General features: G+C 71.9%; 23 protein-coding genes. 16 read left to right on the forward strand and 7 right to left on the reverse strand.

Features of this window, described 5'->3' with window-relative positions; all coding sequences use genetic code 11:
- Positions 1-226: 226 nt before the first annotated feature.
- Positions 227-904 (forward strand): 4'-phosphopantetheinyl transferase family protein, encoded by a 678-nt coding sequence (locus E5082_RS26865; protein WP_135793840.1) that lies wholly within the window; start codon positions 227-229, stop codon positions 902-904.
- 8 nt (positions 905-912) lie between these two features.
- Here the strand turns inward: E5082_RS26865 and E5082_RS26870 are convergent, their stop codons facing one another.
- The 3 genes from E5082_RS26870 to E5082_RS26880 all read right to left on the reverse strand — a co-directional run bounded on the left by E5082_RS26870 (position 913) and on the right by E5082_RS26880 (position 2,515).
- Entirely contained in the window at positions 913-1,131 is a 219-nt protein-coding gene (locus E5082_RS26870; protein WP_135793841.1) for a hypothetical protein, read from the reverse strand.
- 146 nt (positions 1,132-1,277) lie between these two features.
- Positions 1,278-1,826 (reverse strand): toxin-antitoxin system, toxin component, encoded by a 549-nt coding sequence (locus tag E5082_RS26875; protein ID WP_086690817.1) that lies wholly within the window; start codon positions 1,824-1,826, stop codon positions 1,278-1,280.
- Positions 1,827-1,858: 32 nt separating this feature from the next.
- A complete protein-coding gene (locus E5082_RS26880; protein ID WP_135793842.1) occupies positions 1,859-2,515 on the reverse strand; it encodes a helix-turn-helix domain-containing protein in 657 nt (218 codons plus the stop codon).
- A 249-nt stretch (positions 2,516-2,764) separates the two neighbouring features.
- Between E5082_RS26880 and E5082_RS26885 the strand changes: the two genes are divergently transcribed.
- The 8 genes from E5082_RS26885 (at position 2,765) to E5082_RS26920 (ending at position 12,549) form a co-directional block, all read left to right on the forward strand.
- Complete coding sequence (locus E5082_RS26885) at positions 2,765-3,397, forward strand: MmyB family transcriptional regulator (RefSeq protein ID WP_135793843.1); 633 nt, start codon at positions 2,765-2,767, stop codon at positions 3,395-3,397.
- 107 nt (positions 3,398-3,504) lie between these two features.
- Entirely contained in the window at positions 3,505-4,503 is a 999-nt protein-coding gene (locus tag E5082_RS26890; RefSeq protein WP_031183567.1) for a LacI family DNA-binding transcriptional regulator, read from the forward strand.
- A 120-nt stretch (positions 4,504-4,623) separates the two neighbouring features.
- Positions 4,624-5,976, forward strand: a complete 1,353-nt coding sequence (locus E5082_RS26895) for an ABC transporter substrate-binding protein (RefSeq protein WP_135793844.1) — start codon at positions 4,624-4,626, stop codon at positions 5,974-5,976.
- Positions 5,977-5,981: 5 nt separating this feature from the next.
- Positions 5,982-6,932: a carbohydrate ABC transporter permease gene (locus E5082_RS26900; RefSeq protein WP_135793845.1), complete on the forward strand. Its 951-nt coding sequence runs from the start codon at positions 5,982-5,984 to the stop codon at positions 6,930-6,932.
- A gap of 22 nt (positions 6,933-6,954) precedes the next feature.
- Positions 6,955-7,830 carry a carbohydrate ABC transporter permease gene (locus E5082_RS26905; protein WP_135793846.1) on the forward strand — a complete coding sequence of 292 codons (876 nt, stop codon included), beginning with the start codon at positions 6,955-6,957 and terminating at the stop codon, positions 7,828-7,830.
- Positions 7,831-7,870: 40 nt separating this feature from the next.
- Entirely contained in the window at positions 7,871-9,478 is a 1,608-nt protein-coding gene (locus E5082_RS26910) for a glycoside hydrolase family 13 protein (protein WP_135793847.1), read from the forward strand.
- 58 nt (positions 9,479-9,536) lie between these two features.
- Complete coding sequence (locus E5082_RS26915; protein WP_135793848.1) at positions 9,537-11,717, forward strand: discoidin domain-containing protein; 2,181 nt, start codon at positions 9,537-9,539, stop codon at positions 11,715-11,717.
- 97 nt (positions 11,718-11,814) lie between these two features.
- Entirely contained in the window at positions 11,815-12,549 is a 735-nt protein-coding gene (locus E5082_RS26920; protein WP_135793849.1) for a Crp/Fnr family transcriptional regulator, read from the forward strand.
- Here the strand turns inward: E5082_RS26920 and E5082_RS26925 are convergent.
- Positions 12,546-13,046: a Pycsar system effector family protein gene (locus E5082_RS26925; protein WP_135793850.1), complete on the reverse strand. Its 501-nt coding sequence runs from the start codon at positions 13,044-13,046 to the stop codon at positions 12,546-12,548. The two genes, E5082_RS26920 and E5082_RS26925, sit on opposite strands and share 4 nt — an antisense overlap.
- A gap of 313 nt (positions 13,047-13,359) precedes the next feature.
- Here E5082_RS26925 and E5082_RS26930 point away from each other — a divergent pair, with 313 nt between their 5' ends.
- From E5082_RS26930 to E5082_RS26950, 5 genes are all read left to right on the forward strand, one after another.
- Entirely contained in the window at positions 13,360-14,109 is a 750-nt protein-coding gene (locus E5082_RS26930; RefSeq protein WP_135793851.1) for a hypothetical protein, read from the forward strand.
- Between the two features lie 311 nt (positions 14,110-14,420).
- Positions 14,421-16,532 carry a hypothetical protein gene (locus E5082_RS26935; protein WP_135793852.1) on the forward strand — a complete coding sequence of 704 codons (2,112 nt, stop codon included), beginning with the start codon at positions 14,421-14,423 and terminating at the stop codon, positions 16,530-16,532.
- A 14-nt stretch (positions 16,533-16,546) separates the two neighbouring features.
- On the forward strand, positions 16,547-18,010 hold the full coding sequence (locus E5082_RS26940) for a coiled-coil domain-containing protein (protein WP_135793853.1): 1,464 nt from the start codon (positions 16,547-16,549) through the stop codon (positions 18,008-18,010).
- Entirely contained in the window at positions 18,000-19,349 is a 1,350-nt protein-coding gene (locus E5082_RS26945) for a DUF4407 domain-containing protein (RefSeq protein ID WP_135793854.1), read from the forward strand. Before E5082_RS26940 ends, E5082_RS26945 begins: the two co-directional genes overlap by 11 nt.
- 9 nt (positions 19,350-19,358) lie before the next feature.
- Positions 19,359-20,027, forward strand: coding sequence for an LURP-one-related/scramblase family protein (locus E5082_RS26950; RefSeq protein WP_135793855.1), 669 nt, complete (start codon positions 19,359-19,361; stop codon positions 20,025-20,027).
- A gap of 84 nt (positions 20,028-20,111) precedes the next feature.
- Here the strand turns inward: E5082_RS26950 and E5082_RS26955 are convergent, their stop codons facing one another.
- Both E5082_RS26955 and E5082_RS26960 read right to left on the reverse strand, forming a co-directional pair.
- Positions 20,112-21,080, reverse strand: coding sequence for a DMT family protein (locus E5082_RS26955; RefSeq protein ID WP_135793856.1), 969 nt, complete (start codon positions 21,078-21,080; stop codon positions 20,112-20,114).
- Entirely contained in the window at positions 21,077-21,877 is an 801-nt protein-coding gene (locus E5082_RS26960) for a phosphatase PAP2 family protein (RefSeq protein WP_135793857.1), read from the reverse strand. Before E5082_RS26960 ends, E5082_RS26955 begins: the two co-directional genes overlap by 4 nt.
- A gap of 187 nt (positions 21,878-22,064) precedes the next feature.
- On the opposite strand from E5082_RS26960, the gene E5082_RS26965 reads away from it, so the two are divergent.
- Positions 22,065-22,694, forward strand: coding sequence for a TetR/AcrR family transcriptional regulator (locus tag E5082_RS26965; RefSeq protein WP_135793858.1), 630 nt, complete (start codon positions 22,065-22,067; stop codon positions 22,692-22,694).
- A 171-nt stretch (positions 22,695-22,865) separates the two neighbouring features.
- Here the strand turns inward: E5082_RS26965 and E5082_RS26970 are convergent, their stop codons facing one another.
- Positions 22,866-23,798: a DUF2510 domain-containing protein gene (locus tag E5082_RS26970; protein WP_135793859.1), complete on the reverse strand. Its 933-nt coding sequence runs from the start codon at positions 23,796-23,798 to the stop codon at positions 22,866-22,868.
- 295 nt (positions 23,799-24,093) lie between these two features.
- On the opposite strand from E5082_RS26970, the gene E5082_RS26975 reads away from it, so the two are divergent.
- Positions 24,094-26,772 carry an ATP-binding protein gene (locus E5082_RS26975; RefSeq protein WP_135793860.1) on the forward strand — a complete coding sequence of 893 codons (2,679 nt, stop codon included), beginning with the start codon at positions 24,094-24,096 and terminating at the stop codon, positions 26,770-26,772.
- Positions 26,773-26,779: the final 7 nt, after the last annotated feature.

Below are 26,779 nucleotides of genomic sequence, written 5' to 3' on the forward strand. Positions count from 1 at the left end.
CGCGCCCGGACAGGAGGAAGGAAGGGTCACCAAACCGCCCTGTGAAAAGGGGTGTTGGGCGGTGAGTGATGGGGCGATCATACGGCCTGCGCGGAGTGGTTCGTGCAACGCGAGTGTTACGGATTCGCCGGGCGCGCCGGCACCGGACGAGGGTCGCTCTTGCCCGTGCCCAGGCGATGTGCTGTCGTGGTGCCGCACCGCACTGTCGTGGGAGGTCGGGTATCCGGTGATCGAGGAGCTGCTGCCGGACACGGTGGTCGCCGTGGAGTCGTACGGCGTCCCCGACGACGACCCGGACACCGCGCTCTTCCCCGAGGAACGGGCCCTGGTGGACCGTGCGGTCGCCAAGCGGCGCCTGGAATTCACCTCGGCGCGGGTCTGCGCCCGGCGTGCGATGGAGAAGCTCGGCCGGGCGCCCGCCCCCGTGCCGACCGGCGAGCGCGGCGCTCCCGTCTGGCCGGACGGCCTGCTCGGCAGCATGACCCACTGCGACGGCTACCGGTGCGCGGCCCTGGCCCGCACCGGCGACCTCGCGTCCCTCGGCATCGACGCCGAGACGCACGAACCGCTGCCCGAGGGCGTCCTCGACTCCGTCTCCCTGCCCGCCGAACGCGACCGCCGGCGGGCGCTGGCCGCCGCCCGGCCCGGTGTGCACTGGGACAGGCTGCTGTTCAGCGCCAAGGAATCCGTCTACAAGGCATGGTTCCCGCTGACCCGCGCCTGGCTGGACTTCTCCGAGGCCGACATCGACCTGGTCCCCACGCACGTCGACCGGGGCACCTTCCACGCCCGGCTGCTGGTGCCGGGCCCTTCGGTGGGTGGCCACCGCCTGACCGGATTCGACGGCCACTGGCGCACCGGCGACGGGCTGGTCCTGACGGCGGTGACCGTCCCGGCGCCCTGATCCGGGGCCTACGGGTACCAGGTGCGCAGCAGCTCGAAGAACTCGTCCTCGTTCCCCGCCAGCCCGGCTCCGGCCAGCGCCCGTTCGGCCTCGGCCAGCACGCCCGGCGGCACCATGGCCGGGGCCGCGTCCGGCGGGCCGTCCAGGGTGGCGCGCACGGTGTGCAGCAGCCGGAGATACGCCTGTACGGCGGTGCGCTCACGGTCGGTCAGTACGGCGGTCGGCATCGGTCGGCTCCCCGGTCGGCGGCACGGTTCACGCACGCTGGCGCAGCGCACCGCCCCTCGCGGCACGCACGGTTCCAGCTTGCCGCCCACCACTGACAACGCGTCGGCCCCGGGCCGCCCGGGGTCGCCCGTACGGCTCAGGCGCCTCAGCCCTGCGGCCCCGGATATCCCAGCGACGTACCGATGCGCCCTGCCACGTCGTCCCGGCGGACCGGGCCGCTCAGCGACGAACCCCGCATCCTGGTACGGCACTTGCTGGCCAGCAGCAGGCCGAAGGTCTCCGCGTCCCGCTCCTCGTCCTGGTCGAACCGGGTGCGCGCGGCGACCCGGTGCACGGCCGCCCGCAGCGCGTCCCGGTCGGTGTCGTCCGTCAGCAGCCGGGTGGCGACCCCCATGCCGAGACCGTCGACCCGGTGGGCGGCGTGGTCGGTCTGCATGTGCCACAGCTCGTGGCCGAGGATCACCAACTGGTGGTCGGGCGCGGTGCGTTCCTCCACCACGACCAGATCGCGGTCGCTCATGTCCAGCCACAGCCCGCTGGCCGTGCCGGGCGGGAAGACCGACGTACGGAAGTGCACCGGGCGGCCGCGCCTGCGGCTCATCGCCGAGCACAGCGAGCGGTACAGCTCCTCGGGCGGCACCGGCGCGGGCCGCCGGTCCAACTGGCCGACCAGTTCGGCGCACAGCCGCCGCATGTCCTTGGCGATGTTCTTGGACCCCATCCCGATCACGACCCCGGCTGCCGGACGCTCTCCAGCAGCATGTCCAGCCACTCCGCGACCTTGTCGCGGTGCTGGTCGGTGGGGAGCTGGGCGGCGCGCCAGGCGATCCCGCGCACCCCGTGGTCCTGGAGCAGCCGCTCCAGCGGGTCCTGCGCCGTCGCGGAGGCGGCCCGCTCCCGGTCCGCCAGCTTCTGGAGAAGCTCCTGCTCGATGTGCTGGAGGACGCCCGCGAGCGCCTCGGGGTCCTCCGCCGTCAGGAACCCGGCATGTACGTGGAAGAACCGCTGGAGCGCGTCGCAGTGCTCCATCGTGGGGCGCCGGTCGCCGTTGATCAGGGCGCCGGCCTGCTGCCGGGACATGCCGGCGCCGTCGGCGATCTCCTGCTGGGTGTATCTGCGCCCGCCGGGCTTGAGCCGGGTGCGGCGCAGCAGGTCCAGCCGTTGCAGGAAGCGGGCCTGCACGTCCGGTTCACCGGCCGGGCGGCCGGTGAGCAGCGCCTTGACCACCGGCTCCGGGACCCCGCTGCCGACCGAGAGCCGGGCGGTGTCGAAGACCTCGGCGTGCGGGACGCCGAGCCGGTCGGCGAGCGCGGTGACGCGGGCGACGACGGCCGGAAGCTGAGCGGTCGCCGTGGCGCCCGGATTCTCGTAGCCATCCGTCACCGACAGAACTCCTACGTCTCTCAAGGGCCGCGCGCCGCGCGAGATCGGGCGCGCTTGTCACCCCCGGCCGCCATGAACATCCCGGAGAGTAGCCCGTGGTTCGAACTCACATCCAGGTCTCGCCACAACTGTGGCGAATTTCAGCCGTCAACAGGCATGAAATGCCACGATAGTTGACACGGCTCTTGTCGGAGCAGCAGGATCGCAGCGCCGCGTGCAGGCGGCCAAGGCAAGAGGGGTGACCACCCGATGGCACATCAGGCGGGCGGGCGGCGGCCGGTATCCCGGTCCGTCCCCGAGAGCTGTGAGGCGCGGGACTATCTGGACGACTACGCCGCCGTGGTGGAGGCCGCCCCGTTCCCCTCGCTCGTCGTGGACCACCGCTGGAACGTCATTCTGGCCAACGACTCCTTCGCCGTCCTCTTCGGTGAGGTGCGGCACCACCCCACCGCGATGCCCGGCGACAACTTCCTGCGCTTCGTCCTCTTCCACCCCGACGCGGGCCGCGTGCTCGGCGAGCACGAGCCGGCCTGGTGCCTGCCGATGCTGGCCCAGCTCAAGACCGCGATGGAGGGGTACGGCCACGACCACGAACTCCAGGCGATACGCCGGGACGTGGCCCACGACCCGATCATGGAGGCCGCCTACCGGCAGGGGCTGCCGCACTGGATACACGCGGTCGGCGAGAGCGCGGCCCGGCTCGACGGCGCCGTACGCCTGCTGCACCACCCCGATCCGCGCCGGGGCACCACGGAGTGCCGGGTGGTGGACGAGACCCCGCCCCTGCTGCGCGACCTGGGTCACCGGCGCCTGACGATGATCCCCCGGCAGCCGTCCACCGCCGGCCGGCGCGCCCACCTGACGGTCGTCCCCACCCCATAGACCCGGCCCGGCCCCGTCGGTGTTCAGGTCATCGACGGCGCCGGGTCATCCGCACCCGCGACACTGTTACGCAAGCTGCTTGCGTAACTTGCGCTACCCTTGCGCACATGACGCGACGACTTGCGGAAGTGGCGAAGAAGGTCGGGGTCAGCGAGGCCACGGTCAGCCGGGTGCTCAACGGCAAGCCCGGAGTCTCCGACGCCACCCGGCAGTCGGTCCTCACCGCCTTGGACGTCCTGGGCTACGAGCGCCCCACCCAGTTGCGCGGCGAGCGCGCCCGTCTGGTCGGCCTGGTCCTGCCGGAACTCCAGAACCCCATCTTCCCCGCGTTCGCCGAGGTCATCGGGGGCGCGCTCGCCCAGCTCGGGCTGACCCCGGTGCTGTGCACCCAGACCAAGGGCGGCGTCTCGGAGGCCGACTACGTCGAACTCCTCCTTCAGCAGCAGGTCTCCGGCGTCGTCTTCGCCGGCGGGCTGTACGCGCAGGCCGACGCCCCGCACGACCACTACCGCCGCCTCGCGGACCGCAGCATCCCGGTCGTGCTGGTCAACGCGGCCATAGAGCACCTCGGCTTCCCCGCCGTCTCCTGCGACGACACGGTCGCCGTCGAGCAGGCGTGGCGCCACCTCGCCTCCCTCGGCCACGAGCGGATCGGCCTGGTCCTCGGCCCCGGCGACCACGTCCCCTCCGCCCGTAAGCTCGCCGCCGCCCGCGCGCTGGCCGGGGACCTGCCGGACGCCCATGTGGCCCGTGCCATCTTCTCCATCGAGGGCGGGCACGCTGCCGCCTCCCGGCTGATCGACCGGGGTGTCACCGGCATCATCTGCGCCAGCGACCCGCTCGCGCTCGGCGCGGTGAGGGCCGCCCGCCGCAAGGGACTTGACGTACCGGGGCAGATCTCGGTGGTCGGCTACGACGACTCGGCCTTCATGAACTGCACCGAGCCCCCGCTCACCACCGTCCGCCAGCCCATCGAGGCCATGGGCCGGGCCGCCGTGGAACTGCTGAACGCGCAGATCGGCGGCACCGCCGTCCCCGCCGAGGAGCTGCTGTTCGAGCCCGAGCTGGTGGTCCGGGGCTCCACCGCGCAAGCGCCGCGCGACTGAGCGCACCGGGGAGCCGTTGGGCTGTCAAATAATTACAGATTCTGCGCGACATCTTGCGGCAAGGTGTCGTCGGTGCTTGAGTGTGCGGCGCCCACCGCTCCTGCCTTGAGGGGTCCACCGATGAGAAGCACCGGGTTCCGCCGCACCGTCGCCGCGATCGGCGTCTGTTCCTCGCTCGCCCTCACCGCAGCAGCCTGCGGCTCGGACGACGACAGCTCGGCGGGCGGCAAGACCCGCATCACCGTCAACTGCGAGCCGCCCAAGAGCGCCAAGGTCGACCGCCGGTTCTTCGAGGAGGACACCGCCTCCTTCGAGAAGGCCCACCCGGACATCGACGTGGTCGCCCACGACGCCTTCCCCTGCCAGGACCCCAAGACCTTCGACGCCAAGCTCGCCGGCGGCCAGATGGAGGACGTGTTCTACACCTACTTCACCGATGCCCGGCATGTGGTCGACATCCACCAGGCCGCCGACCTCACCCCGTACGTCAAGGAACTCAAGAGCTACGACAGCATCCAGAAGCAGCTCCGGGACATCTACACCGTCGACGGCAAGGTCTACGGCATCCCGCGCACCGGCTACTCCATGGGGCTGATCTACAACCGCGCCCTGTTCAAGAAGGCCGACCTCGACCCCGACAAGCCCCCGGCCACCTGGGACGAGGTACGCGCCGCCGCCAGGAAGATCGCCGGACTGGGCAACGGCACCGTCGGGTACGCCGACTACAGCGCCCAGAACCAGGGCGGCTGGCACTTCACCGCGGAGCTGTACTCCCAGGGCGGCGACGTCGTCAGCGCCGACGGCAAGAAGGCCACCGTCGACACCCCCGAGGGCCGCGCGGTGCTGCGGAACCTGCACGACATGCGCTGGGCGGACGACTCCATGGGCAGCAAGCAGCTCCTCGTCATCAACGACGCCCAGCAGATGATGGGTTCGGGCAAGCTCGGCATGTACCTCTCGGCGCCGGACAACATCCCGATCCTGGTGAAGGAGAAGGGCGGCTCGTACAAGGACCTGGCGCTCGCCCCGATGCCCGGCGGCAAGGGCACGCTCATCGGTGGCGACGGCTACATGTTCAACAAGAAGGCCAGCCCCGCCCAGATCCGCGCCGGCCTCAAGTGGCTCGACCACATGTTCCTCACCCCCGGAGACGGCTTCCTCGGCGACTACGCCCGCGCCAAGAAGAACGACGCACCCGTGGGACTGCCCGAGCCGCGCCTGTTCACCGGCGCCGCCGACGCCAAGGACCAGCAGGTCAAGAAGGCCAACGCCAACGTCCCGGTGGAGAACTACCAGTCGTTCCTGGACGGCAACCAGAGTCTGGACATGAAGATCGAGCCGCCGCACGCCCAGCAGATCTACTCGGTGCTCGACGGGGTCGTCTCCGCCGTCCTCACCAAGAAGGACGCGGACGTCGACCAGCTCCTCAAGGACGCCGACGGCAAGATCGACAGCATCCTGGCGCGGGGCTGACCACCATGACCAAGACGGCCGAGCGGCTCCCCGCGGCCGCCGCCCCCCTGGCCCCGCCCCCGACCCCGGCGGGCGGCGGCCGGGGCCGCCGGGCGCTCGCCGACCAGGTCCGCGCCTACGGCTTCCTCCTCGGCGGCCTGGTCTGCTTCGCCCTGTTCTCCTGGTACCCGGCGATCCGCGCCGTCGTCATCGCCTTCCAGCGCTACACCCCGGGCTCCACGCCCGAATGGGTCGGCACCGCCAACTTCCGCCGGGTCCTGCACGATCCGGAGTTCGGCGCGGCCTGGCGCAACACCCTCACCTTCACCGTGCTCGCCCTCCTCCTCGGCTTCGCCGTGCCCTTCGTGCTCGCCCTCGTCCTCAACGAACTCCGGCACGCCAAGGCGTTCTTCCGGGTCGTGGTCTACCTGCCGGTGATGATCCCCCCGGTGGTCAGCGCCCTGCTGTGGAAGTGGTTCTACGACCCCGGCGCCGGCCTCGCCAACGAGACGCTGCGCGCCCTGCACCTGCCCACCTCCAACTGGTCCAACGGCACCGACACCGCGCTGATCTCCCTGGTGATCGTGGCGACCTGGGCCAACCTCGGCGGCACCGTCCTCATCTACCTCGCCGCCCTCCAGTCCATCCCCGGCGAGCTGTACGAGGCCGCCGAACTCGACGGAGCCGGCCTGCTCCAGCGCATCCGGCACGTCACGATCCCGCAGACCCGGTTCGTGATCCTGATGCTGATGCTCCTGCAGATCATCGCCACCATGCAGGTGTTCACCGAGCCCTTCGTGATCACCGGCGGCGGCCCGGAGAGCGCGACCGTGACGGTGCTCTACCTGATCTACAAGTACGCCTTCCTCTACAACGACTTCGGCGGGGCCTGCGCCCTCAGCGTGATGCTGCTGGTACTGCTCGGCGCCTTCTCCGCCCTCTACCTCCGGCTCACCCGCAGCGAGGGGGACGCATGAACACCCGTACCGAGGGGGGCACATGAGCACCCGTACCCTCATCTCCCCGGCCACCCTCGCCCGTCCGCGGGGAAGGGCCCTGTACTGGACGGTGTTCGGGACCGTCGTCGTCCTGTTCGCGCTCGCCTTCCTGTTCCCGGTGTACTGGATGGCGTCCGGCGCGATGAAGTCCCCGGACGAGATCGCCCGTACCCCGCCCACCCTGGTCCCCGAGCACTGGCACCTGACGGGCTACACCGATGCCTGGGACCTGATGCAGCTCCCGCAGCACCTGTGGAACACCGTGGTGCAGGCGGCCGGTGCCTGGGCCTTCCAGCTCGTGTTCTGCACGGCCGCCGCGTACGCGCTGTCCAAGCTGAAGCCCGCCTTCGGCAACGTGGTCCTCGGCGGCATCCTCGCCACCCTGATGGTCCCGGCGCAGGCGCTCGTCGTACCGAAGTACCTGACCGCGGCCGACCTGCCGCTGATCCACACCAGCCTGCTCAACGACCCGCTCGGCATCTGGCTGCCGGCCGTCGCCAACGCCTTCAACCTGTACCTGCTCAAGCGGTTCTTCGACCAGTTGCCCCGTGATGTGCTGGAGGCCGCCGAGATCGACGGCGCGGGGAAGCTGCGCACCCTGTGGTCGGTCGTGCTGCCCATGTCCCGCCCGGTGCTCGGCGTGGTCTCCATCTTCGCGCTGGTCGCCGTCTGGCAGGACTTCCTCTGGCCGCTGATGGTCTTCTCCGACACCGACAAGCAGCCGATCAGTGTGGCCCTCGTCCAGTTGTCGCAGAACATCCAGCTCACCGTGCTCGTTGCGGCCATGGTGATCGCCAGCATCCCCATGGTGGCGCTCTTCCTCGTGTTCCAGCGGCACATCATCGCCGGGATCAGCGCGGGCAGCACCAAGGGCTGACCCGGCCCCCTCGACAGACTCGACAGAAAGGGCACGCACCGTGGCACAGCCCACCCATGCCCGCAGGCAGGCCGACTGGTGGCGCTCGGCCGTCATCTACCAGGTGTACGTGCGCAGCTTCGCGGACGGCGACGGCGACGGCACCGGAGACCTCGCCGGGGTCCGCGCCCGGCTGCCCTACCTCGCCGAACTCGGCGTGGACGCACTGTGGTTCAACCCCTGGTACCTGTCCCCGATGAAGGACGGCGGCTACGACGTCGCCGACTACCGCACCGTCGACCCCGCCTTCGGCACCCTCGCCGAGGCCGAGAAGCTCATCGCCGAGGCCCGTGAGCTGGGCATTCGCACCATCGTCGACATCGTGCCCAACCACGTCTCCGACCAGCACCCCTGGTTCCGGGCCGCGCTCGCCGCCGGCCCCGGCAGCCCCGAGCGTGAACTGTTCCACTTCCGCCCCGGACGCGGCGCGCACGGCGAGCTCCCGCCCAACGACTGGCCGTCGCAGTTCGTCGGCTCCACGGAACCGGTGTGGACCCGGCTGCCCGACGGCGACTGGTACCTGCACCTGTTCACCCCCGAGCAGCCCGACCTCAACTGGGCCCACCCGGCCGTTCGCCGCGAGCACGAGGACATCCTGCGCTTCTGGTTCGAGCGCGGTGTCGCGGGCGTCCGTATCGACTCCGCCGCCCTGCTCGCCAAGGACCCCGGCCTGCCCGACCTCGCCGGCGCCCCCGACCCGCACCCCTTCGTCGACCGCGACGAACTCCACGACATCTACCGCTCCTGGCGCGCGGTCGCCGACGAGTACGGCGGGGTGTTCGTCGGCGAGGTCTGGCTCCCCGACGCCGAGCGCTTCGCCCGCTACCTCCGCCCCGACGAACTGCACACCGCCTTCAACTTCGCCTTCCTGTCCTGCCCCTGGGACGCGGACCGGCTGCGCGCGGCCATCGACTCCACCCTCGCCGAGCACGCTCCCGTGGGCGCCCCGGCCACCTGGGTGCTGTGCAACCACGACATCACCCGCACCGTCACCCGCTACGGCCGCGCCGACACCGGCTTCGACTTCGCCGCCAAGGCGTTCGGCACCCCTACCGACCTCGCGCTCGGCACCCGTCGCGCCCGCGCCGCCGCCCTGCTCTCCCTCGCCCTGCCCGGCTCGGTCTACCTGTACCAGGGAGAGGAACTGGGCCTGCCCGAGGCGGACATCCCGGTGGACCGGATCGAGGACCCGATGCACCACCGCTCCGGCGGCACCGACCCCGGCCGCGACGGCTGCCGGGTCCCGCTGCCCTGGTCCGCCGACGCCCCCTACGCGGGCTTCGGCTCGCGCGAGGAGCCCTGGCTGCCGCAGCCGGCGGACTGGGCGGCGTACGCGGCCGACCGGCAGGAGCGCGACCCGCACTCCATGCTCACCTTGTACCGCGAGGCGCTCGTCGCCCGTCCCGCGTTCGGCGAGGGCCCGCTGACCTGGCTCCCCGCCCCCGAGGGCGTCCTCGCCTTCGCCCGCGCCGACGGCGCCCTGTGCGTGGTGAACCTCGCCGCCACCGCCACCGAACTGCCCGCGCACTCCGAACTCCTGCTCAGCAGCGGCCCGCTGGACGAGTCGGGCCGGCTGCCGCAGGACACGGCGGTCTGGTTGCGCGCCTGAACCGCCCCACCCCCGCACCTGCTATCCCCGGCACCCCCACCACTGAAGGGATCAGCACATGCACAGCAGCAGCACCGCCAGACACCTCAGGAGCCTGCCCGCCCTGGGCGCCGTCGTCGCCCTCGCCGCGGGCATGACGGTCGCCGTCGCCCCGGCCGCGCACGCCGCCTCCGGCGCGACGCTCCCGTTCACCTCCGTCGAGGCCGAGTCCGCGGGCACCACCGGCAGCAAGATCGGCCCCGACCACACCCAGGGCAGCCTCGCCTCGGAGGCGTCCGGACGGCAGGCCGTACGCCTCAACTCCGGGCAGCGCGTGGAGTTCACCGTGCCGCGCGCGGCCAACGCGGTGAACGTCGCCTACAGCGTCCCGGACGGCCAGTCCGGCTCGCTCGCGGTCTACGTCAACGGCACCCGGATCGCCAGGACGCTGCCCGTGACCTCCAAGTACAGCTACATCGACACCGGTTGGATACCGGGCTCGAAGACCCACCACTTCTTCGACAACGCCCGCCTCCTGCTCGGCCAGAACGTCCAGGCGGGCGACAAGGTCGCCTTCGAGTCCACCGGCACCCAGGTCACGGTGGACGTGGCCGACTTCGAGCAGGCCGCGGCCGCCGCCACCCAGCCCGCCGGTTCGGTGTCCGTCGTGTCCAAGGGCGCCGACCCCAGCGGCGGCGGCGACTCCACCCAGGCGTTCCGCGACGCCATCGCGGCCGCACAGGGCGGCACGGTGTGGATTCCGCCGGGCGACTACCGGATCACGTCCTCGCTCAGCGGGGTGCAGAACGTGACGCTGCGCGGCGCCGGGCACTGGTACTCGGTCGTGCACACCTCACGCTTCATCGACCAGTCAAGCTCCGCCGGCAACGTCCACCTGCGGGACTTCGCGGTCATCGGCGAGGTCACCGAGCGCGTCGACTCCAGCCCGGACAACTTCGTCAACGGCTCGCTCGGCCCCAACTCGTCCGTGTCCGGCATGTGGGTCCAGCACATGAAGGTCGGCCTGTGGCTGCTCGGCAACAACGACAACCTGGTCGTGGAGAACAACCGCATCCTCGACACCACCGCCGACGGCCTCAACCTCAACGGCAACGCCCGCGGGGTGCGCGTCAGCAACAACTTCCTGCGCAACCAGGGCGACGACTCCCTCGCCATGTGGTCCCTCTACGCCCCCGACACCAACTCCAGCTTCGAGAACAACACCATCTCGCAGCCCAACCTCGCCAACGGCATCGCCATCTACGGCGGCACCGACATCTCGGTGAAGAACAACCTGGTCTCCGACACCAACGCCCTCGGCAGCGGGATCGCCATCTCCAACCAGAAGTTCCTCGATCCCTTCTCCCCGCTGGCCGGCACCATCACGGTCTCGGGCAACACCCTGGTCCGCACGGGCGCCCTGAACCCCAACTGGAACCATCCGATGGGCGCGCTGCGTGTCGACTCCTACGACAGCGCCATCAACGCCACGGTCAACATCACCGACACCACGATCACCGACAGCCCGTACTCCGCCTTCGAGTTCGTGTCCGGCGGCGGCCAGGGCTACCCGGTGCGCAACGTCAACGTGACCGGCGCGACGGTGAGGAACACCGGCACCGTGGTCGTCCAGGCCGAGGCGCAGGGCGCGGCCACCTTCAAGAACGTCACCGCGACCCAGGTGGGCGTCGCCGGGATCTACAACTGCCCCTACCCGGCGAACTCCGGCGCCTTCGCCCTCACCGACGGCGGCGGCAACTCCGGCTGGAACAGCACCTGGTCGGACTGCGCCACCTGGCCCCAGCCCGGCCAGGGCAACCCCGAGCCCGATCCGGGCCGCAACCTGGTCAAGGGCCGCCCGGCCACCGCGACCGGGTCCCAGGACATCTACACCCCCGGCAAGGCGGCCGACGGCGACGCCAACACCTACTGGGAGTCGGCCAACAACGCCTTCCCGCAGTCCTGGACGTCCGACCTCGGCTCCGCCTACCCGGTCCGCCGCGTCGTGCTCAAGCTGCCTCCGTCCTCGGCCTGGGGCGCCCGTACCCAGACCATCGCCGTCCAGGGCAGCACCGACGGCTCGAACTTCACCACCGTGGCCGCCGCCAAGGACTACCGCTTCGACCCGGTGACCGGCAACACCGTCACCGTCTCCCTCCCGAGCGGCACCAGCCTCCGCCACCTCCGCCTGACCGTCACCGGCAACACCGGCTGGCCGGCCGGGCAGTTCAGCGAGGTGGAGGCATACCAGACCCCCTGACCCGAACCCCCGCACCGGCCCGCTCCTCGACCGGGGGAGCGGGTTACGGTGCGTCCGGACCCATGCCGGTTGCCGGCCGAACGCCTATCGTCGAGTCGTGACCTACGCAGCTTCACGGGACGCGGACCCCGAGTCCAACTGGCCGCGCGGCAGTTACCTCGGCAGACTCACCGAGGCCGCGCTCGAGGACCTGCTGACGCTCGGGCGCCCGCGCCGCTTCGACGCCAAGGACCTGCTGGTCCGCCAGGGCGACACCGACCGGCACAGCCTGCTGCTGCTCACCGGCTTCACCAAGGTCACCGCGACCGCGCAGAACGGCCGGGAGTCCCTGCTGGCGATCCGGCTGGGCGGCGACATCATCGGGGAGATGGCGGCGGTCGGGGCCATGCCGCGCACGGCCACCGTCACGGCGTGCGGGCCGGTCACCGCGCGCGCCGTACCGCACGAGACCCTGCGCGCCTTCCTGCTCCGGCGTCCCGACGCCGCCGTGGAGCTGACCGGCATCGTCTCCGAGCGGCTGCGCTGGGCCAACAACCGGCGCCTGGAGTTCCGCGGCTACAACGTGAAGGAGCGGCTGGCCCGCATCCTGGTCGACCTCGCGGCGAGCCACGGTCGACCCGGCCGCGACGGGGTGGAACTCGGATTCACCCTCACCCAGCCGGAGTTGGCGGCCCTCACCGGCGCGGCCGAGCCGACCGTCCACAAGGCGCTCAAGGAACTTCGGGACGCCGAGCTGATCGTCACCGGCTACCGCACCACGACCGTCCTCGACCTGGACCTGCTGCGCGAGGAGGCCCGGCTGCTCCCGTCGGACCTCGAAGGCGGCCTCTAGCCGGTGAACGCCCGCAGCAGCACGCACAGTCCCGCCGTGATCGCCATCGCCGCCGTGCACGCGATGGCGGCTGCCGCGTAACGGCACTTCGTCACCGTGATCGCCGCCAGGAAGCGGCACGCCTCCCACAGTTCCGCCCCCTCCGGCCCCGGCCGCGCGCCCGGCGCGGCGGTGACGGCCGACAGAGCGCGCACACTGAACCGGTTGAAGGACGCCGGCCGCCACAGCCGGGGCCGCAGCACCAGCGCAAGGCACCCCACCCCGGTCACGAAGGCCACCGCGAACAGCACCACCAGCGAGTCCAGGAGGACCCCGCTCGCGGCGTGATGCGCCCACGCCGAGCGCGCCGTACGGACCCAGGGCCCGAAGGAGACCACCAGGGCCGCCTGCACCCCGGCGAGCACCCCGGCCTTGCCGTCGGCGAGCTGGTGGGTGGTCTGAAGCGACGTCAGCATCACGGCCGCGTCCTGCAGTCCGTCCTGCGTCTGGTGCGTCATGCCGTCTCCTCGGTAACGCGCGAGCCCCGAGCCGGGGTGCGACCAGTAACCCGCGCCGGGGCGGGGGCCACCACCTAATTCGACGGGTTCCGGGAAAGGAGCCAGCATCCCGTATTTGTACGGGGTTCCGGGCCGCGCCGACTGATACGACGTATTCCGTGGCTGTCGAAACAACACCGGACCCGAAGTTGTTTCTGTCTCGTTTTCGCAACAGAGGTATCCGTCGATGGGCGGGACTGTAATGCTGCTTGCCCCATCTCGATCGAGGCGTTCCGACGCGCGGGATTCGATCACGTTTCCGAAGGAATAGAACATGAATCGAATGAAAGGATTCTCGCGCCGCCCCCTCTTCTCGGTGGACGCGGAAGGGTACGGCCGGAGCCATCCGAGGCGTCAGCACTGGATGCAGGATGCCATCCATCATGTGCTGGACCAGGCGGCCGTGGAGGTCGGCTTCGAGCGGGAGGGATGGCAGACGCAGTTCGCGGGGGACTCCGCCTTCAGTGTGCTGGGCGCCGACGAGTCCGAGCCGGTGCTCGTGGACGACTTCGTCCGTCACCTGGATTCCGGCCTGCGTGACGTCAACGACGGCCGCGAGGCCGGGGCCCGGCTGCGGCTGCGGGCCGCCTTCCACTACGGCGTGGCCGTCCCGGCGCGCGGCGGCTTCTCCGACCGGGGTGCGGTGGAGACCGCCCGCATCCTGGACTGCGGGCCGCTGCGGGAGGCCCTGCGGCTCAGCCCGGCGGCGGTGCTGGCCACGGCGGTCTCCCGCGAGGTCTTCCACACCGTGATCGGCGGTGCGTACACCACCCTGCGCGCCGAGGAGTTCCGCGAGTTCCGGGTGCGGTCCAAGGAGTTCGACGACGCGGTGTGGATCAGGGTCCTGGGCGGAGACGTGCACGCGCTCGGGCCCCTGGACGCCGACGAACCCCCCGCGGCCCCCGCCCCCGAGTGGCCGGCCGCTCCCGCGCAGACGCCCGTTCCCACCCAGAAAACCGGCATGATTTTCGAGGCCCCGGTCCACGGTCCCGTCATCGGCGTCATGAATCAGTACCGCTCATGAAGGGCGAGTCCCCGATCCCCGGGAACGCACCGTCCGGGCCGTCCCCGTACGGTGAGGTGAACCGCTCCATACCGCCCGCCTCCGGAACCTGGAAAACACCGGGAGTCGAGAAACTCCCCAGCATGGATAAAGCGCCGGGGGCTACGAAAAGGGAATCCGCGAGCCCGGTACGCGACGAAGAGGCGGCGGCTGGGAATTCCGTAACCGCTGAGGCGGAAGAGACCGCTGATGCGCCGCGCGAGCCGGGAATCCCGGAATCCGGCCCGCGGCCCGCCGAGCCCGGCGTCCAGGAGGCACCGAGCGGAGAACCCATGCGCTCACCGGAAGGCACGCCTCCCGCGGAGGCCGCGCCGGCCGGCAGGGCCGACGAGCAGGTGTCCGCGGTCCACTCCACCTACACCACGGTCAATCAGTACCTGTACGGCAACGTCGGCCGGGGCGGCGTGACGGGAATCGCGGGCGCCGTCCCCGTCTCCAAGGCCACCGGGCCCATGCGGCACGAGGAGATCGCCCTCCTGCTGGAGAGCTACGCCAAGCCCGACGCCTTCGCGGACGCCCTCGGCGCCCTCCGCGTCGACCATGTGGTGACCCTGATCGGCGAGTCCGGCACCGGCCGGCGCTCGGGTGCCGTCGCCCTGCTGAAGCAGGTGATGGCCGGAGACGGCCGGGTGATCGTGCTGTCCCCGGACACCACCCTCGACCAGCTCGCGGACCGCGTCTTCGACGCCGGGAACGGCTATGTCGTCCTCGACGGCGTCCAGGACGGCTCCCTCAGCGACGCCCAGGCCGACTTCGCCTGGCGCCGGGTGCGCGAACGCGTCCATGTGAGCAGGGCCCACCTGGTGGTGACCACCCGGCCCCGCCTGGAGCACCGGCTGCCCACCGCGGTCAGCCATGTGCCCTGGGCCGCTCCGGCCACCGAGGACGTGCTCCGCCTCCGGTTGCGGCTCGGCGGGGTCGCCGAGGAGACGATCGCCGAGGCGATCAAGCTCATCCGGGTCAACTGCCCCGTCGCCAAGGCCGCCGAGGTGGCCGACGGCATCCGCGCCGGCGGCGCTCCGGAGGAGGTGTGGAACGACTACGACACCGGCACCTACGACACCGTACGGCGCTGGTTCCACGCGCCCGGCCGCACCATGCGGGAGGTCCTCCAGGTCACCACGGTGGCGTTCGCCGCCGGCAACGGCATCCGTGCCTGTGAGGAACTGTTCGCGCTGCTCGACGGCCATGTCGGCCGCCAGTTCGCGCAGTCGGGGGCGGGCGGGAAGGCCAACGCCTTCTCCGGTCCGGTCACCTCCGGTGCCGCGCAGAAGGGCACCGACCTGATGGCCGAGCGGGAGGGCGGGGCGGAGTCCGCGCTGTACGACAGCCGTCGGGCCATGCTCGACATCGAGCTGCTGACCCTGCGCCAGGTGCCGATGGGCGCCGTCGTTCGCGAGGTCGTGGAGTTCGCCACCCCCTCGCACCGGCGCTGGGTGTTCATCGTGCTGTGCGGCCTCTTCGGCTCCGAGTTCTGGAACGGTGTGCAGAAGTGGCTCAGCGGCGTGCTCAACGAGCCGGACGCCCCGTGTCCGCCCGGCACCGTCGCCGGTGACGAGTTCGAGGTGTCGCTGGCCGCCGGGCTGGCGATGCTCGCCACCAAGGACTTCGAGGAGGTCGTCACCAACTACCTCGTGCCCTGGGCCCAGGGCCATGCGGGGCAGCGCGGGCAGGCCATGGCCGTCTATGTGCTCTGGTACATGTGCCAGAGCGACCTGGGCCTGGACACCTCCGCCCTCGACATCGCGCGCGGCTGGGCACGCTCCAAGTCGCCCGAGCTGCGGGGCACCGCCGCGCTGGCCTTCAGCGGCTGGCTGGGGGTCCGCTTCCCCTCGGACGCCGTGAAGTGGCTGTGGCACCTCATCGCCAACGAGGCGGGCCAGGGCACCGCCGCCGCCGCGCTGGCGAAGTTGTTCGCACTGGTCGTCTACCACGACGAGGACCCGTCACGGGTGCTCAACCTGCTTACGTACCGGCTGGGCAAACACGCGGCCACCTCCGGCCGCACCCCGCTGAAGTCGCTGACCTACCGGGTCGTGGTGATGATCCTCTGCATCCGCGACGCCTCCGGCCGCCCTGTCGCCCTGCGCCACTTCGTGCTGCACCCCGAGCGCGGCGGAGCGCTGCTGGACCTGTGGGCCAAGGCGTTCTGTTACCGCCCCCTGCGCGGCCTGTCCCTCAAGGCGTTCGCCGACCACCTCGGCGCGCTGCCCACGCTCACCGGGTCGACCGTCGACATGGGCCGCGCCCTCGGCCGGGGGCTGCGGGAACGGGTGACCGACTCCAGGGAGCGGTGGGCGCTGTGCACCGACCTGACGCGGCTCACCCGTGGCAAGCAACCGCAGGACGCGATCCGTGCCCTGCTGGACGAACTGTGCAAGTGATGAGAGGTGTTCAGATGAGCGACGCGTCGCGCGCACCATATCCGGTCGTCTCGACCCGGACCCTGGAACCACCCGCCGCCCGTGGCTGGCGCGGCATGGGCACCGCCCGGCGCGAGCGCTCGGAGCTGCCCCGGCTCGAACCCCACCAGGTCGCCGTGTACCGGGTGGGGGAGGACTGGGTCGAGAGCCACGGCGACCTCGACCTCCGCTCGGAGACGGCGGTGCGGGCCACCTCGGTGGCCGTGGTCGACCGGCGCCGGGACGTCCCGGTGGAGGCAATGATCACGGTGCCCTCGGCCGACGGCACCGACTGCGCCGTACGCGTCCGCTTCCGGTGCACGGCCGAGGACTCCGTGGAGCTGATGCGCGAGGGCGGCCCCTCCGACGCCTCCGCCGCGCTCGTCTCCTACCTCCAGGGCTGCCCGGCGCTGGCGGGGGAGTACGTGCCCCACGGGGACGCGCAGCTCGCCGAGGTCACCAAGCGGATCTGCGCCAATGTCACCGCCTTCGCCCTCGCCCAGCCGCCCCGGCTGCCCGGCATGGCGGTCGAACTCGTCAGCGTGGACCTCCTCACCCCGGATCAACTGCGCGAGCTGCAGCAGCGGTTGGCGGAACTGGAGTTCACGCGGCAGCGCGAGGCCGTGGAGCAGGCCGTGGCCCAGGAGCGCACCAAGCGGAAGCAGGAGCACGAGCAGGAACTCGCCCTGCTGACCCAGCAGCACCAGGAAGAGCTCCAGCGGCGCGAGCAGGAGGCCGAGCTGAACCTCGCCGAGCAGCGGGCCGCCTACGAACGCGAGCAGGAGGCGCTCGACGTGGGCCAGGAGGAGCGGTTCGGCTCCCGGTTCGCCCTGTGGCGGGCCTACCGGCGCAAGGAGCTGACCGCCGAGCAGCTCGCCGACCGGCTGGGCAGCGCCGAGCGCGATCTGCGGGACGCCGAGGAGCGCCGGGACGAGACCGAACGGGCCCTGCTGGAGCGGCTGTCCAACCTGTGGCGCGAGGATCTGCGCACCGACACCGAGCGGGCCGACCGCCGCTGGGAGGTGGAGCGTCAGGAGAAGATCCGCGAGCTGGAGGCCGGCCGTGAGGAGCGCCAGCGCCGGGACCAGCAGCGCCGCGAGGACGCCCTGCGCAAGGAGCGCGACGACCGGCAACGGGCGGACCGGCGCCAGGAGATGAAGTTCGAGCTGTACAAGCGGCTGGTCCAGGAGGGCCACACCGCGACCATGCCCATCGACATGCAGCGGCTGCTGGAAGAGCTGATCGGCGGCACCATCCAGAGCGGCCCGGACGACGTCCGCACGGAGGTCGAGGCCGGCGAGCGCGTCGACGAGCCCGGCCGGGCCAGGACGGACGGCGCCGACGACGCGCCCCGCTCCGGCCCCCCGCCCGCCGAGGCCCGCGCCAAGCGTTACGAGGACGACGGCCAGGACAACCCGTCCGACATCGGTGACGTGGGGAGGGAGGAGTATGGCTACTGACCCGCACACCCCCGGCCGTCGCGGTCCCGGCCGCCTCCTGCGCGCCGGCATAGGCGTCTACGAGCCGGTCCTCGACACGGTGCCGTCCGAGCGTCCTGTCTACACCCGCTACGGCGGCATCGTGCTGGCCACCGCGCTGCTGGGCGGTATCTCGGCGGCCGTGGCCCTGGACGCGCTCCTGCAGGGCGCCTCGGTGTGGGTCATGGTGGCGGCCGGGGCGGTGTGGACGGCCTTTGTCTACCTCGTCGACAGCTGGCTGGTCTCCAGCACCCACGGCAAGATCGGCCGGTCCCGCAACCGGGCCCTGCTGCCGCGCCTCCTGCTGTCCATCCTGATCGGACTGGCCCTGGCCGAGCCCCTGTTGTTCCAGGTGTTCGCCCCCGAGATGGACAAGCACCTGACCGAGGGCCGGGACCGCGCGGTCCAGACGTACTACGGCCGTCTGCTGGCCTGCAATCCGGTCGACGGTACGACAACCCTGGACCGTGCGGACTGCGGCGAGTACCAACTCGGGGTGCGCGGCGCCCCGGTGGCGCTCAGGAACCAGATCACCGATGTCAAGGACCAGTTGGGGAAGCTCACCGAGCATGTCGCCGACGTCGACCGGCAGCAGGCGAAGCTGAACGCCGACTCCAACGAGCTGTGCTCCCGGAAGAACTACAAGCGTGTGTCCAATGGCTGGACCGTCACCGAGCAGTGCGAGACCGCCCGCAGGCAGGCTGCCGCGTACAGCTCGGGCAATGACATCGACCCGGAGCGCGCGAAGGCGACGGAGCTGCGGAGGAGGCTCGACACCCTCGCCGGCCGGATGAAGCAGTCCACCGAGGAGTACCGCGCCAAGGTGATGGAGAAGGCGCGGGCCGAACGCGCGGACAAGGCGCGGGACTTGCGCGACACCGGTCTGCTCGACCGCGCCGAGGCCCTCTGGGCCGTCATGACGAGCGCGTTCTACCCCTGTTATTTCGCCGTCGTCCTCCATCTGCTGCTGCTCGTGTTCGACTCCCTGCCGGTCCTGGTGAAGTTCATGGCCGGAATCAGCGCCTACGACGTGGCCCTCCACGACCACCTGGCGGGCCTCCGGCGTGAGCGCGATGCGGGCCGGCGCGCGGACGAGGAGCAGGCGCGGGAGCGGCGGCGGACCGAACTGGCCCTGCTGCGCGCCCGTACCACCGATGAGCGGGAGGCCGCCGAGCACGAGCTCACCCAGGCCCGGGTCCGCCGCGAGAAGGAGCGCCGAGCCCTCATCGAGGAGCTGACCCGCGTCCTCCTCGCCGAGGAGCCGGAGCGGAATATCCCGTTCCCGGAACAGAATGGTCAGGTACGGTTCAAGCCACGGTAGGGTGCCCCGGTGACCACGCAATCGAACGTTTCTTCAGGCTCCCACCCCGGCGCGGACGGTACGGAACCGACACCCGGCGGGACCCTGTTCACCGAGCCCGTGCTCGTGGTGAACCAGAAGGCCAAGCTCATCGAGCTGACCAACGAGTACAAGGTCATGGACCAGAACGGCCGTGACCTCGGTGCCGTGGTCGAGGTCGGCCAGGGCGTGCTCCGCAAGATCCTGCGCTTCGTGTCGAGCTGGGACCAGTTCCTCCCCCACCGGCTGGAGATCCGGGACACCCAGGGCCAGCCGCAGTTGCTGCTCACCCGCCCGGCGAAGATCTTCAAGTCGCGCGTCCTGGTGGCCCGTCCGGACGGCTCGCAGGTCGGTGAGATCGTCCAGCAGAACATGATCGGCAAGATCAACTTCGCCATGAACGTGGACGGCCACCAGGTCGGCGCGATCAAGGCGGAGAACTGGCGGGCCTGGAACTTCGCCATCGTGGACCACGAGGGCACCGAGATCGCCCGTATCACCAAGACCTGGGAAGGTCTGGCCAAGACGCTGTTCACCACGGCGGACAACTACGTCCTCCAGATCCACCGCCCGCTGTCCGAGCCGCTGCGGAGCCTCGTCGTGGCGACGGCGCTCACCGTGGACACCGCGCTGAAGCAGGACTCGCGCGGCCTGGGCTGACGAGTCCCCGGGCAGACGTACGAGAGGGCGGCCGGCGCGTCACGCGCCGGCCGCCCTCTCGTCTGCAGCCGCTTCGGACCCCGGCTACAACCGGGTCAGCCGCCGTGGTCTCGACCGCCGACGGGTCAGCCTCGGCTCCCGCGTCGCCGTGTGCGGCTCCAGGGCCAGCACCGCCGCCACCGGGTGCTCCTCGTCGTCCGCTCCCGGCGCGGGCGGTGGCACGGACGCGGTGGCCGGGGTCGCGCGGGTCAGCAGGACCACGCCCCGGGCCGCCAGGGCCGCCCCGGCGAGGGCCAGCAGGATGCCGACGGCGCCGCCGTGGAGACCCTGGCCGAGCAGGGTCAGGCCGATGACCGAGGCGGCCAGCGGGTTGGCCAGGGTGACCACCGCGAGCGGGGCACCGAGACCGCCCCGGTAGGCCGTCTGCGACAGCAGCAGCCCGCCGGTGGCGAACGCGGCCACCAGCACCGCGACCACGATCACCAGCGGGCTCAGCGCCGGGCCGGTGCCCTCGGTGGCCGCCACCGTCGCGGTCTGGGTGAGCGCGGAGGCGACACCCGAGGCGAACCCGGACGCGGTCGCGTGCCTGAGGCCCGGCCGGGCGCCGGGGCGGCTCAGGGTGCCGATCACGGCGGTGGTCGTGGCGGCGACCGCCAGCGCCGAGGGCAGGCTCAGCGCCCGCTGGGGCGCCGGACCGGAGGCCGCCGTCAGCAGCGCGCCCAGCCCGAGCAGCGTCAGCGCCGTACCTCGCCACTCCAGCGCGGTGACCCGGCGTCCGGCCGCCCGCGCGCCGAGCGGCACCGCCGCGACCAGGGTCAGGGCGCCCAGCGGCTGGACCACGGTGAGCGGGCCGTACCGCAGGGCGACGACGTGCAGCAGGGCGGCGCCCGCGTTCAGGCCCACCGCCGACCACCAGGCGCCGGTGCTCAGCATCCGCAGCAGGCCCGCGTCCGAGTTCCGGGAAGCGAGGCGCTCCTGCGCGACGGCCGCCGAAGCGTAGGCGACGGCCGATATCAGGGACAGGCCGATGGCGACCGGCAGCGCGCCGCTCATCGGGCCGGTCCCGCGAGCGCGGTGTCCTGCGGAAGGAGCCGGAGCCGGGCGGTGCCCGCGTTCCGCGGTCCCGCGGTGCGGTGCGGGGCGGGGATCAGGGCCAGCGCGGTGACCAGCAGGGCCGTCGCCACGATCGAGTCCAGCCAGTAGTGGTTAGCGGTGCCCACGATCACCGCCAGGGTGACCAGTGGGTGCAGCAGCCACAGCCAGCGCCAGCGGGACCTGGTGGCGGCGATCAGGCCGACGGCCACCATCAGCGCCCAGCCGAAGTGCAGCGAGGGCATCGCGGCGAACTGGTTGGAGAGGTGGTCGCGGGCGGGCGGCCCGTACACCGAGGGGCCGTATATCCGGGCGGTGTCCAGCAGGCCGGTGCCGCTGAGCATCCTCGGCGGGGCCAGCGGGAAGGTGAAGGTCAGCACCAGCGCCGCGCTCGTCACCAGCGCCAGGACCCGGCGGGCCCGGACGTAGTGGGCGGGGCGGCGCAGATACAGCCAGACCAGGAAGGCGACGGTGGCCGGGAAGTGCACGGTGGCGTAGTAGGTGTTCGCCAGGTGGACCAGGGCGTCGCCGTGCAGCAGCGCCGACTGGACGTCCGTCTCGGACGGCAGATGGACGGTGCGCTCCAGGTGCCAGACCCGGTGGGCGTCGCGGAAGGCGTCCGAGGTGTGGCCGTCGGCGAGCCGCCGTCCGAGCTTGTAGACCAAGAAGAGCCCCGCGACGAGCAGGAACTCCCGCAGGAGCGGTGGCCGGACCGTTGAGTCCGGTTCCGTTCCGGCGGGCTCGGATCGGGCGTTCATCCCCCGGCCCCCTTCACTGACGGTGGTGCGTGCTGGGTCCGGACGGCTTCCGAACTCAGCGATACGTTTGCGTACCGATACGCTAGTGTACCGATACGGTCGAGTACCGGTACACTGCCGTATCGGTACAGTGCGACACACTGGAATCAGGCAGCACACACCGGGGACGAGTGAGGGGAAGCCAGGTATGACGTCGCAGGCCGCGGACGAACCCGAGACGGTCGTCGCTTCGCGCCGCTCCAAGCTCACGCCCGAGCGTGAGCAGGAGTTCTTCGACGCCGTCCTCGACCAGATCCGCCACTGCGGCTACGAGTCCGTCACCATGGAGGGCATCGCCGCCAGCACCCGGTGCAGCAAGTCCACGCTCTACCGGCAGTGGAAGACCAAGCCCCAGTTCGTCGCCGCCGCGCTGCGCGCCAGCCGCAGGGTGCGGTTCGCCGGTATCGACACCGGCTCGCTCACCGAGGACCTGCGGCAGGCCGCGCGGGCCGCGGGGGACTGGTCGGGCAAGGACACCCGGCTGCTCCAGTCGCTGGGGCACGCCCTCACCGACGACCGCGAACTGGCCGAGGCGCTGCGCGAGGCGCTGGTCCACCCGGAGATCGCCGCGCTCCAGGAGATGCTGGAGCGGGGCGTGGCGCGGGGCGAGGTCCCGGCGGGCCACCCCGCGCTGGAGTACGTACCGGCGATGATGTTCGGCGTCCTGCGCGTGCGTCCCGTGCTGTGCGGGCAGTACGCCGACGCCGACTACCTGGCAGGGTTCGTGGAGGCCGTCGTGCTTCCGGCGCTCGGCCTGACGAGGAATCCGGCCGAGTAGGCCGGTACAGACCCCAGGCCGCCGTTCACGGGATGACTGAACGGTGACCTGGACGCGCCGCACCGTGGGGACGGGGGCGGCGCACGCCCAGGCCGGGCGGGGTTCCCCTTGAGCGGAGGGGAATTCCGCCCGGCCCGGACTTCTTCGGCGGACTTCTTCAGCGGGCCGGGTTCAGACGTCCTGGCCGGAGCCCCCGCCGGAAGACACCCTGATCCCCTTGAGGATCTCGTCCATCACCGCCGTGGACTGCCCCACGTCCAGCCCGAAGCGCACCACCAGCATGCGGCTCGGATCGGCGGGCGAGGGGAACGCGGCCGACTCCACATAGCCGTCGGCGCCCTTGCTGGTGACCGCCTTCCAGCGCACCAGATAGCCCTTCTGCCCGGCCACCGTCACCGCCCGCGACGCCAGCACCTGGTGCGAGGTGATGCCGCCGTAGGAGTTCCCGCCGTACGACTCCTCGGCGTTGGCCGCGACATCGGCCTTGGCGACCGCCTCCGCCGTCTCGCCGCGCGTGCCCAGCACACGGGCCGGCGCCGAGTACGCGCCGCCCGCAGTGCAGTTCTTGGAGGTGTCGCCGGGACACTTGTAGGACTTGTCCGAGGTCACCTGGGCACCGATGGCGAACGCCTGGCCGGTCCAGCCCTCGGGCACCGGCATGCTGATCCCGTTGACCGGGTCCAGCAGGGTGCCGCCGCCGCGCACCTTGGGCGCGGCCGACCGGTCGGGGGACGGCGACTCCTGCGGGTCGCCCGGTCCCTCCTGGCGGCGCTCCTGCCCCTGCCGGGGGCGCGAGTCGGCGCGGTCGCCCCCGCCGGGGTCCTTGGCCAGCGCGTAGACGCCGACCCCGACGCACGCCAGCACCGCGGCCGCCGCCGCGACGGCTATGCCGGTGCGCAGTCCGCGCCGGTTCCCGGCCGGGGGCTGCGGGGGGTATCCACCGTAGGCGTACGGGGGGTGCGCGGGCGGGGGAGCGGCCTGGGCCGTCCCGGCCGGACGGACCTCGGCCGTCCAGGCGTTGCCGTCCCACCAGCGCTCGGTGGGCGGAGCGTCGTGCGTCTGTCCGGGGTCGGGATACCAGCCGGGAGGAGTCACCTGCGTCATGGGCATACCGTATGAGGAGTCGGTGAAAGCCGGATGAGAGCACCCGCCCACGGGCCCCCCGAGCCCCGGTACCGATTCACAGGTTTATCCGATTCCTGGTCAATAAGTGCCGTGATGAACAGCGTTGACGTACGCAAGGGCACAAACCGGCCGGTCGGGAGGGGTGTTCGTCAGCCGGGCCGGAACCCGGCTCACCCAGCGGGGCAACACCTGCCCGGAGCGGGCGCCAAGGGCCCGTTCGGACGGCTACGCTCGTTCTTCGTACGCCGTTCGGACCACCTGCGGAGGTAACGGGATGACGGAGGAGCGGCCACAGGCGGTCGCCTCGGGCTATCTGTGGGAGCGGGAAGCGGAGATCGCCGCCGTCACCGAGGCGATCGAGCTGCTGTGCGCCGACCGCGAGTCCGCCGGCAGCCTCCTCCTCTTCCGTGGCGAGGCCGGACTCGGCAAGACCGCCCTGCTCGCCGAGATACGCCGCATCGCCGAACGCCGTGGCTGCGTGGTCTGGTCGGCCCGCGCCGGCGAGACCCTCAAGTCCGTCCCGTTCCACGTCCTGCGCCAGCTCCTCCAGCCCGCGCTCGCCGCCCTCACCCAGGACGAGGCCCGCGACTACCTCGGCTCCTGGTACGACATCTCCGGCCCCGCCCTCGGCATCGTGGAGCCCGGCGAGGGCAGCCCCGACCCGAGCTACGTGTGCGACGGACTCGTGTACGCGGTCCGCCGCCTCGCCTCCCGCACCTATCCGCTGGTCCTCCTGGTCGACGACGCCCACTGGGCCGACCTGGAGACGCTGCGCTGGCTCGCCGCCTTCGCCGAGCGTCTGGCCGACCTGCCCGTGCTCGTGGTGGTCGCCCGCAGGCCCGGCGAGGCCCACGGCGAGAGCGCCCGCCTGCTGGACGAGATCGCCGCCGCCGGCCGCCCCGTGAGCAACCTCAGCGCGCTCACCCCGCAGGCAACCGCCGGACTCACCCGCGCCACCGTCGGCCCGCAGGCCGACGACCCGTTCTGCCGCGAGGTCTGGGCCGTCACCGGCGGCAACGCCTACGACACCGTCGAACTCCTCGCCAAGGTCCGCGACCGCGAACTCCAGCCCCGGGAGGACCGAGCCGCCGAACTGCGCGACCTCAACCGCTCCGCGCGCGGCGGCGGACTCGTCAGCCGGCTCCAGGAACTCGGCGTGGAGCCCACCAAGTTCGCCTGGGCGGCCGCCATCCTCGGCACCGGCAGCCCGGTCGGCCTGGTCGCCCGGCTCGCCATGATGGACGCCGGCACCGCCGCCCGCTGTGCCGAGCTGCTCTGCGACGCCCGCATCCTCGCCGAGGTCGTCCCCGACCCGGCCACGCCCCAGCCCCAGGACGTCACCCTGGAGTTCGTGCACCCCCTGATCGCCTCCGCCGTCTACGACTCCATCACGGACGCGATGCGCACCGCCATGCACGGCATCGCCGCGAACATCGTCGCCGAGACCGGACGCAGCGCCGCCGAGGCCGCCCGCCACCTGCTCAGGGTGCACCCCGAGGGCGACGAGACCCTGGTCGAGCAACTGCGCGAGGCCGCCCGCGAACACCTCGCCGTCGGCGCCCCCGACGCCGCCTGCACCTGCCTCGAACGCGCCCTGGCTGAACCTCCGTTGCCCGAGGTGCGGGCGCAGGTGCTGTACGAACTGGGCCGCGCCAGGCTGCTGTCGGCGCCCGCCCTCACCATCGAGCACCTGCGCGACGCCCTCGCCGCCCCCGGACTCGACAGCGCCCAGCGCGTGGACGCCTCCATCCGGCTCTCCCAGGCCCTGCTCCACAACGACCAGTTGGAGGAGGCCGTCCGTACCGTGGAGGCCGAGGCCGACCGGCACGAACCGGGCCCGGTACGGATGCGGCTCCAGGCCGTGCAGTTCACCTGGGAGGCCGTGCACGGCGAGACCGTCTCCCCGGAACGCTCCCGGCGCCTGGCCGAACTCGCCGCCACCTGCACCGGACGCGACAACTCCGAGCGCGCCCTGCTGATCCTGCGCGGCTTCGACGCCATGACCCACGGCGAGAACGCCGAGCTGGTGGTCGAGCTGTGCGACCGCGCCCTGGTCAACGGCCGCCTCGCCCCCGGCCTCGGCTGGACCGACGACGAGTGGGGCGTCGAGCTGCTGATGATGCTCGGCAGCGCCTACGCCCACACCGACCGGCTCGACCGCGCCGAGAGCCTCTTCTCCGAGGCCCTGCGCGCCTACACCCGCGCCGGCTGGCACGGCGGCCACCTCTCCATGGCCAACGCCTACCTCGGCCTCGCCTACCGCAGGCAGGGCAAGCTGCAGGACGCCGAGGCCGCGCTGCGCGAGGCGCTCCGGCTGGCCGAGCGGGTCGGCCGGGGCCTCCCGCTGTACTGGTCGGCGACCTGCGGCCTGGTCGACATCCTGCTCGCCCGCGGCCATGTCGCCCAGGCGTGGACCATCGCCGAGCAGTACGGCTTCGCTCCGCCCTACCCGTCCACCATCGTGCTGCCCGACATCCGCTCCGTACGCGGACGCCTGCTGCTCGCCGTGGGCCGGACCGAGGAGGGCATCAACGAGCTGGAGGCCGCCGAGAAGGCCGCCGCCTCCCGCGGCGGTCACAACCCGGTGCTCGCGCCGTGGGCCGTCGACCTGGCCCGCGCCCTCGCCCCGCACGACCCGGAACGGGCCCGCGGGCTCGTCACCGACGCCCGCCGCCAGGCCGAGCGGTTCGGCACCGACACCGCCATAGGAGAGGCCCTGCGCTGCGCCGCAGCCCTGGAGACCGGCCCGCGCGCCGAACGCCTCGCCGCCAAGGCCGTCGCCTATCTGGAGGCGTCACCGTGCCAGTACGAGCACGCCGCCGCCCGCGTCGAGCACGGCATCCTCGCCCGCTCCCGCGCCGAACTCACCCGCGGTCTCGACCTGGCCCAGGCGTGCGGCGCCGACGGACTCGTGGCCCGCGCGAGCGGAGCGCTGGAACACCTCGGCGGCTGAAGCCGGC

It is taken from the genome of Streptomyces griseoluteus (assembly GCF_004784465.1).
GTDB classification, from domain to species: domain Bacteria; phylum Actinomycetota; class Actinomycetes; order Streptomycetales; family Streptomycetaceae; genus Streptomyces; species Streptomyces griseoluteus.

Excerpts from the sequence above, each read along its gene's own strand:
- E5082_RS26915 (WP_135793848.1), top strand. The coding sequence starts at position 9,537 with ATGCACAGCAGCAGCACCGCCAGACACCTCAGGAGCCTGCCCGCCCTG.
- E5082_RS26890 (WP_031183567.1), top strand. The coding sequence starts at position 3,505 with ATGACGCGACGACTTGCGGAAGTGGCGAAGAAGGTCGGGGTCAGCGAG.
- E5082_RS26975 (WP_135793860.1), top strand. The coding sequence starts at position 24,094 with ATGACGGAGGAGCGGCCACAGGCGGTCGCCTCGGGCTATCTGTGGGAG.
- E5082_RS26930 (WP_135793851.1), top strand. The coding sequence starts at position 13,360 with ATGAATCGAATGAAAGGATTCTCGCGCCGCCCCCTCTTCTCGGTGGAC.
- E5082_RS26960 (WP_135793857.1), bottom strand. The coding sequence starts at position 21,877 with ATGAACGCCCGATCCGAGCCCGCCGGAACGGAACCGGACTCAACGGTC.
- E5082_RS26935 (WP_135793852.1), top strand. The coding sequence starts at position 14,421 with ATGCGCTCACCGGAAGGCACGCCTCCCGCGGAGGCCGCGCCGGCCGGC.
- E5082_RS26885 (WP_135793843.1), top strand. The coding sequence starts at position 2,765 with ATGGCACATCAGGCGGGCGGGCGGCGGCCGGTATCCCGGTCCGTCCCC.
- E5082_RS26905 (WP_135793846.1), top strand. The coding sequence starts at position 6,955 with ATGAGCACCCGTACCCTCATCTCCCCGGCCACCCTCGCCCGTCCGCGG.
- E5082_RS26875 (WP_086690817.1), bottom strand. The coding sequence starts at position 1,826 with ATGCGGCGGCTGTGCGCCGAACTGGTCGGCCAGTTGGACCGGCGGCCC.
- E5082_RS26965 (WP_135793858.1), top strand. The coding sequence starts at position 22,065 with ATGACGTCGCAGGCCGCGGACGAACCCGAGACGGTCGTCGCTTCGCGC.
- E5082_RS26895 (WP_135793844.1), top strand. The coding sequence starts at position 4,624 with ATGAGAAGCACCGGGTTCCGCCGCACCGTCGCCGCGATCGGCGTCTGT.
- E5082_RS26970 (WP_135793859.1), bottom strand. The coding sequence starts at position 23,798 with ATGACGCAGGTGACTCCTCCCGGCTGGTATCCCGACCCCGGACAGACG.
- E5082_RS26870 (WP_135793841.1), bottom strand. The coding sequence starts at position 1,131 with ATGCCGACCGCCGTACTGACCGACCGTGAGCGCACCGCCGTACAGGCG.
- E5082_RS26945 (WP_135793854.1), top strand. The coding sequence starts at position 18,000 with ATGGCTACTGACCCGCACACCCCCGGCCGTCGCGGTCCCGGCCGCCTC.
- E5082_RS26925 (WP_135793850.1), bottom strand. The coding sequence starts at position 13,046 with ATGACGCACCAGACGCAGGACGGACTGCAGGACGCGGCCGTGATGCTG.
- E5082_RS26940 (WP_135793853.1), top strand. The coding sequence starts at position 16,547 with ATGAGCGACGCGTCGCGCGCACCATATCCGGTCGTCTCGACCCGGACC.
- E5082_RS26955 (WP_135793856.1), bottom strand. The coding sequence starts at position 21,080 with ATGAGCGGCGCGCTGCCGGTCGCCATCGGCCTGTCCCTGATATCGGCC.
- E5082_RS26900 (WP_135793845.1), top strand. The coding sequence starts at position 5,982 with ATGACCAAGACGGCCGAGCGGCTCCCCGCGGCCGCCGCCCCCCTGGCC.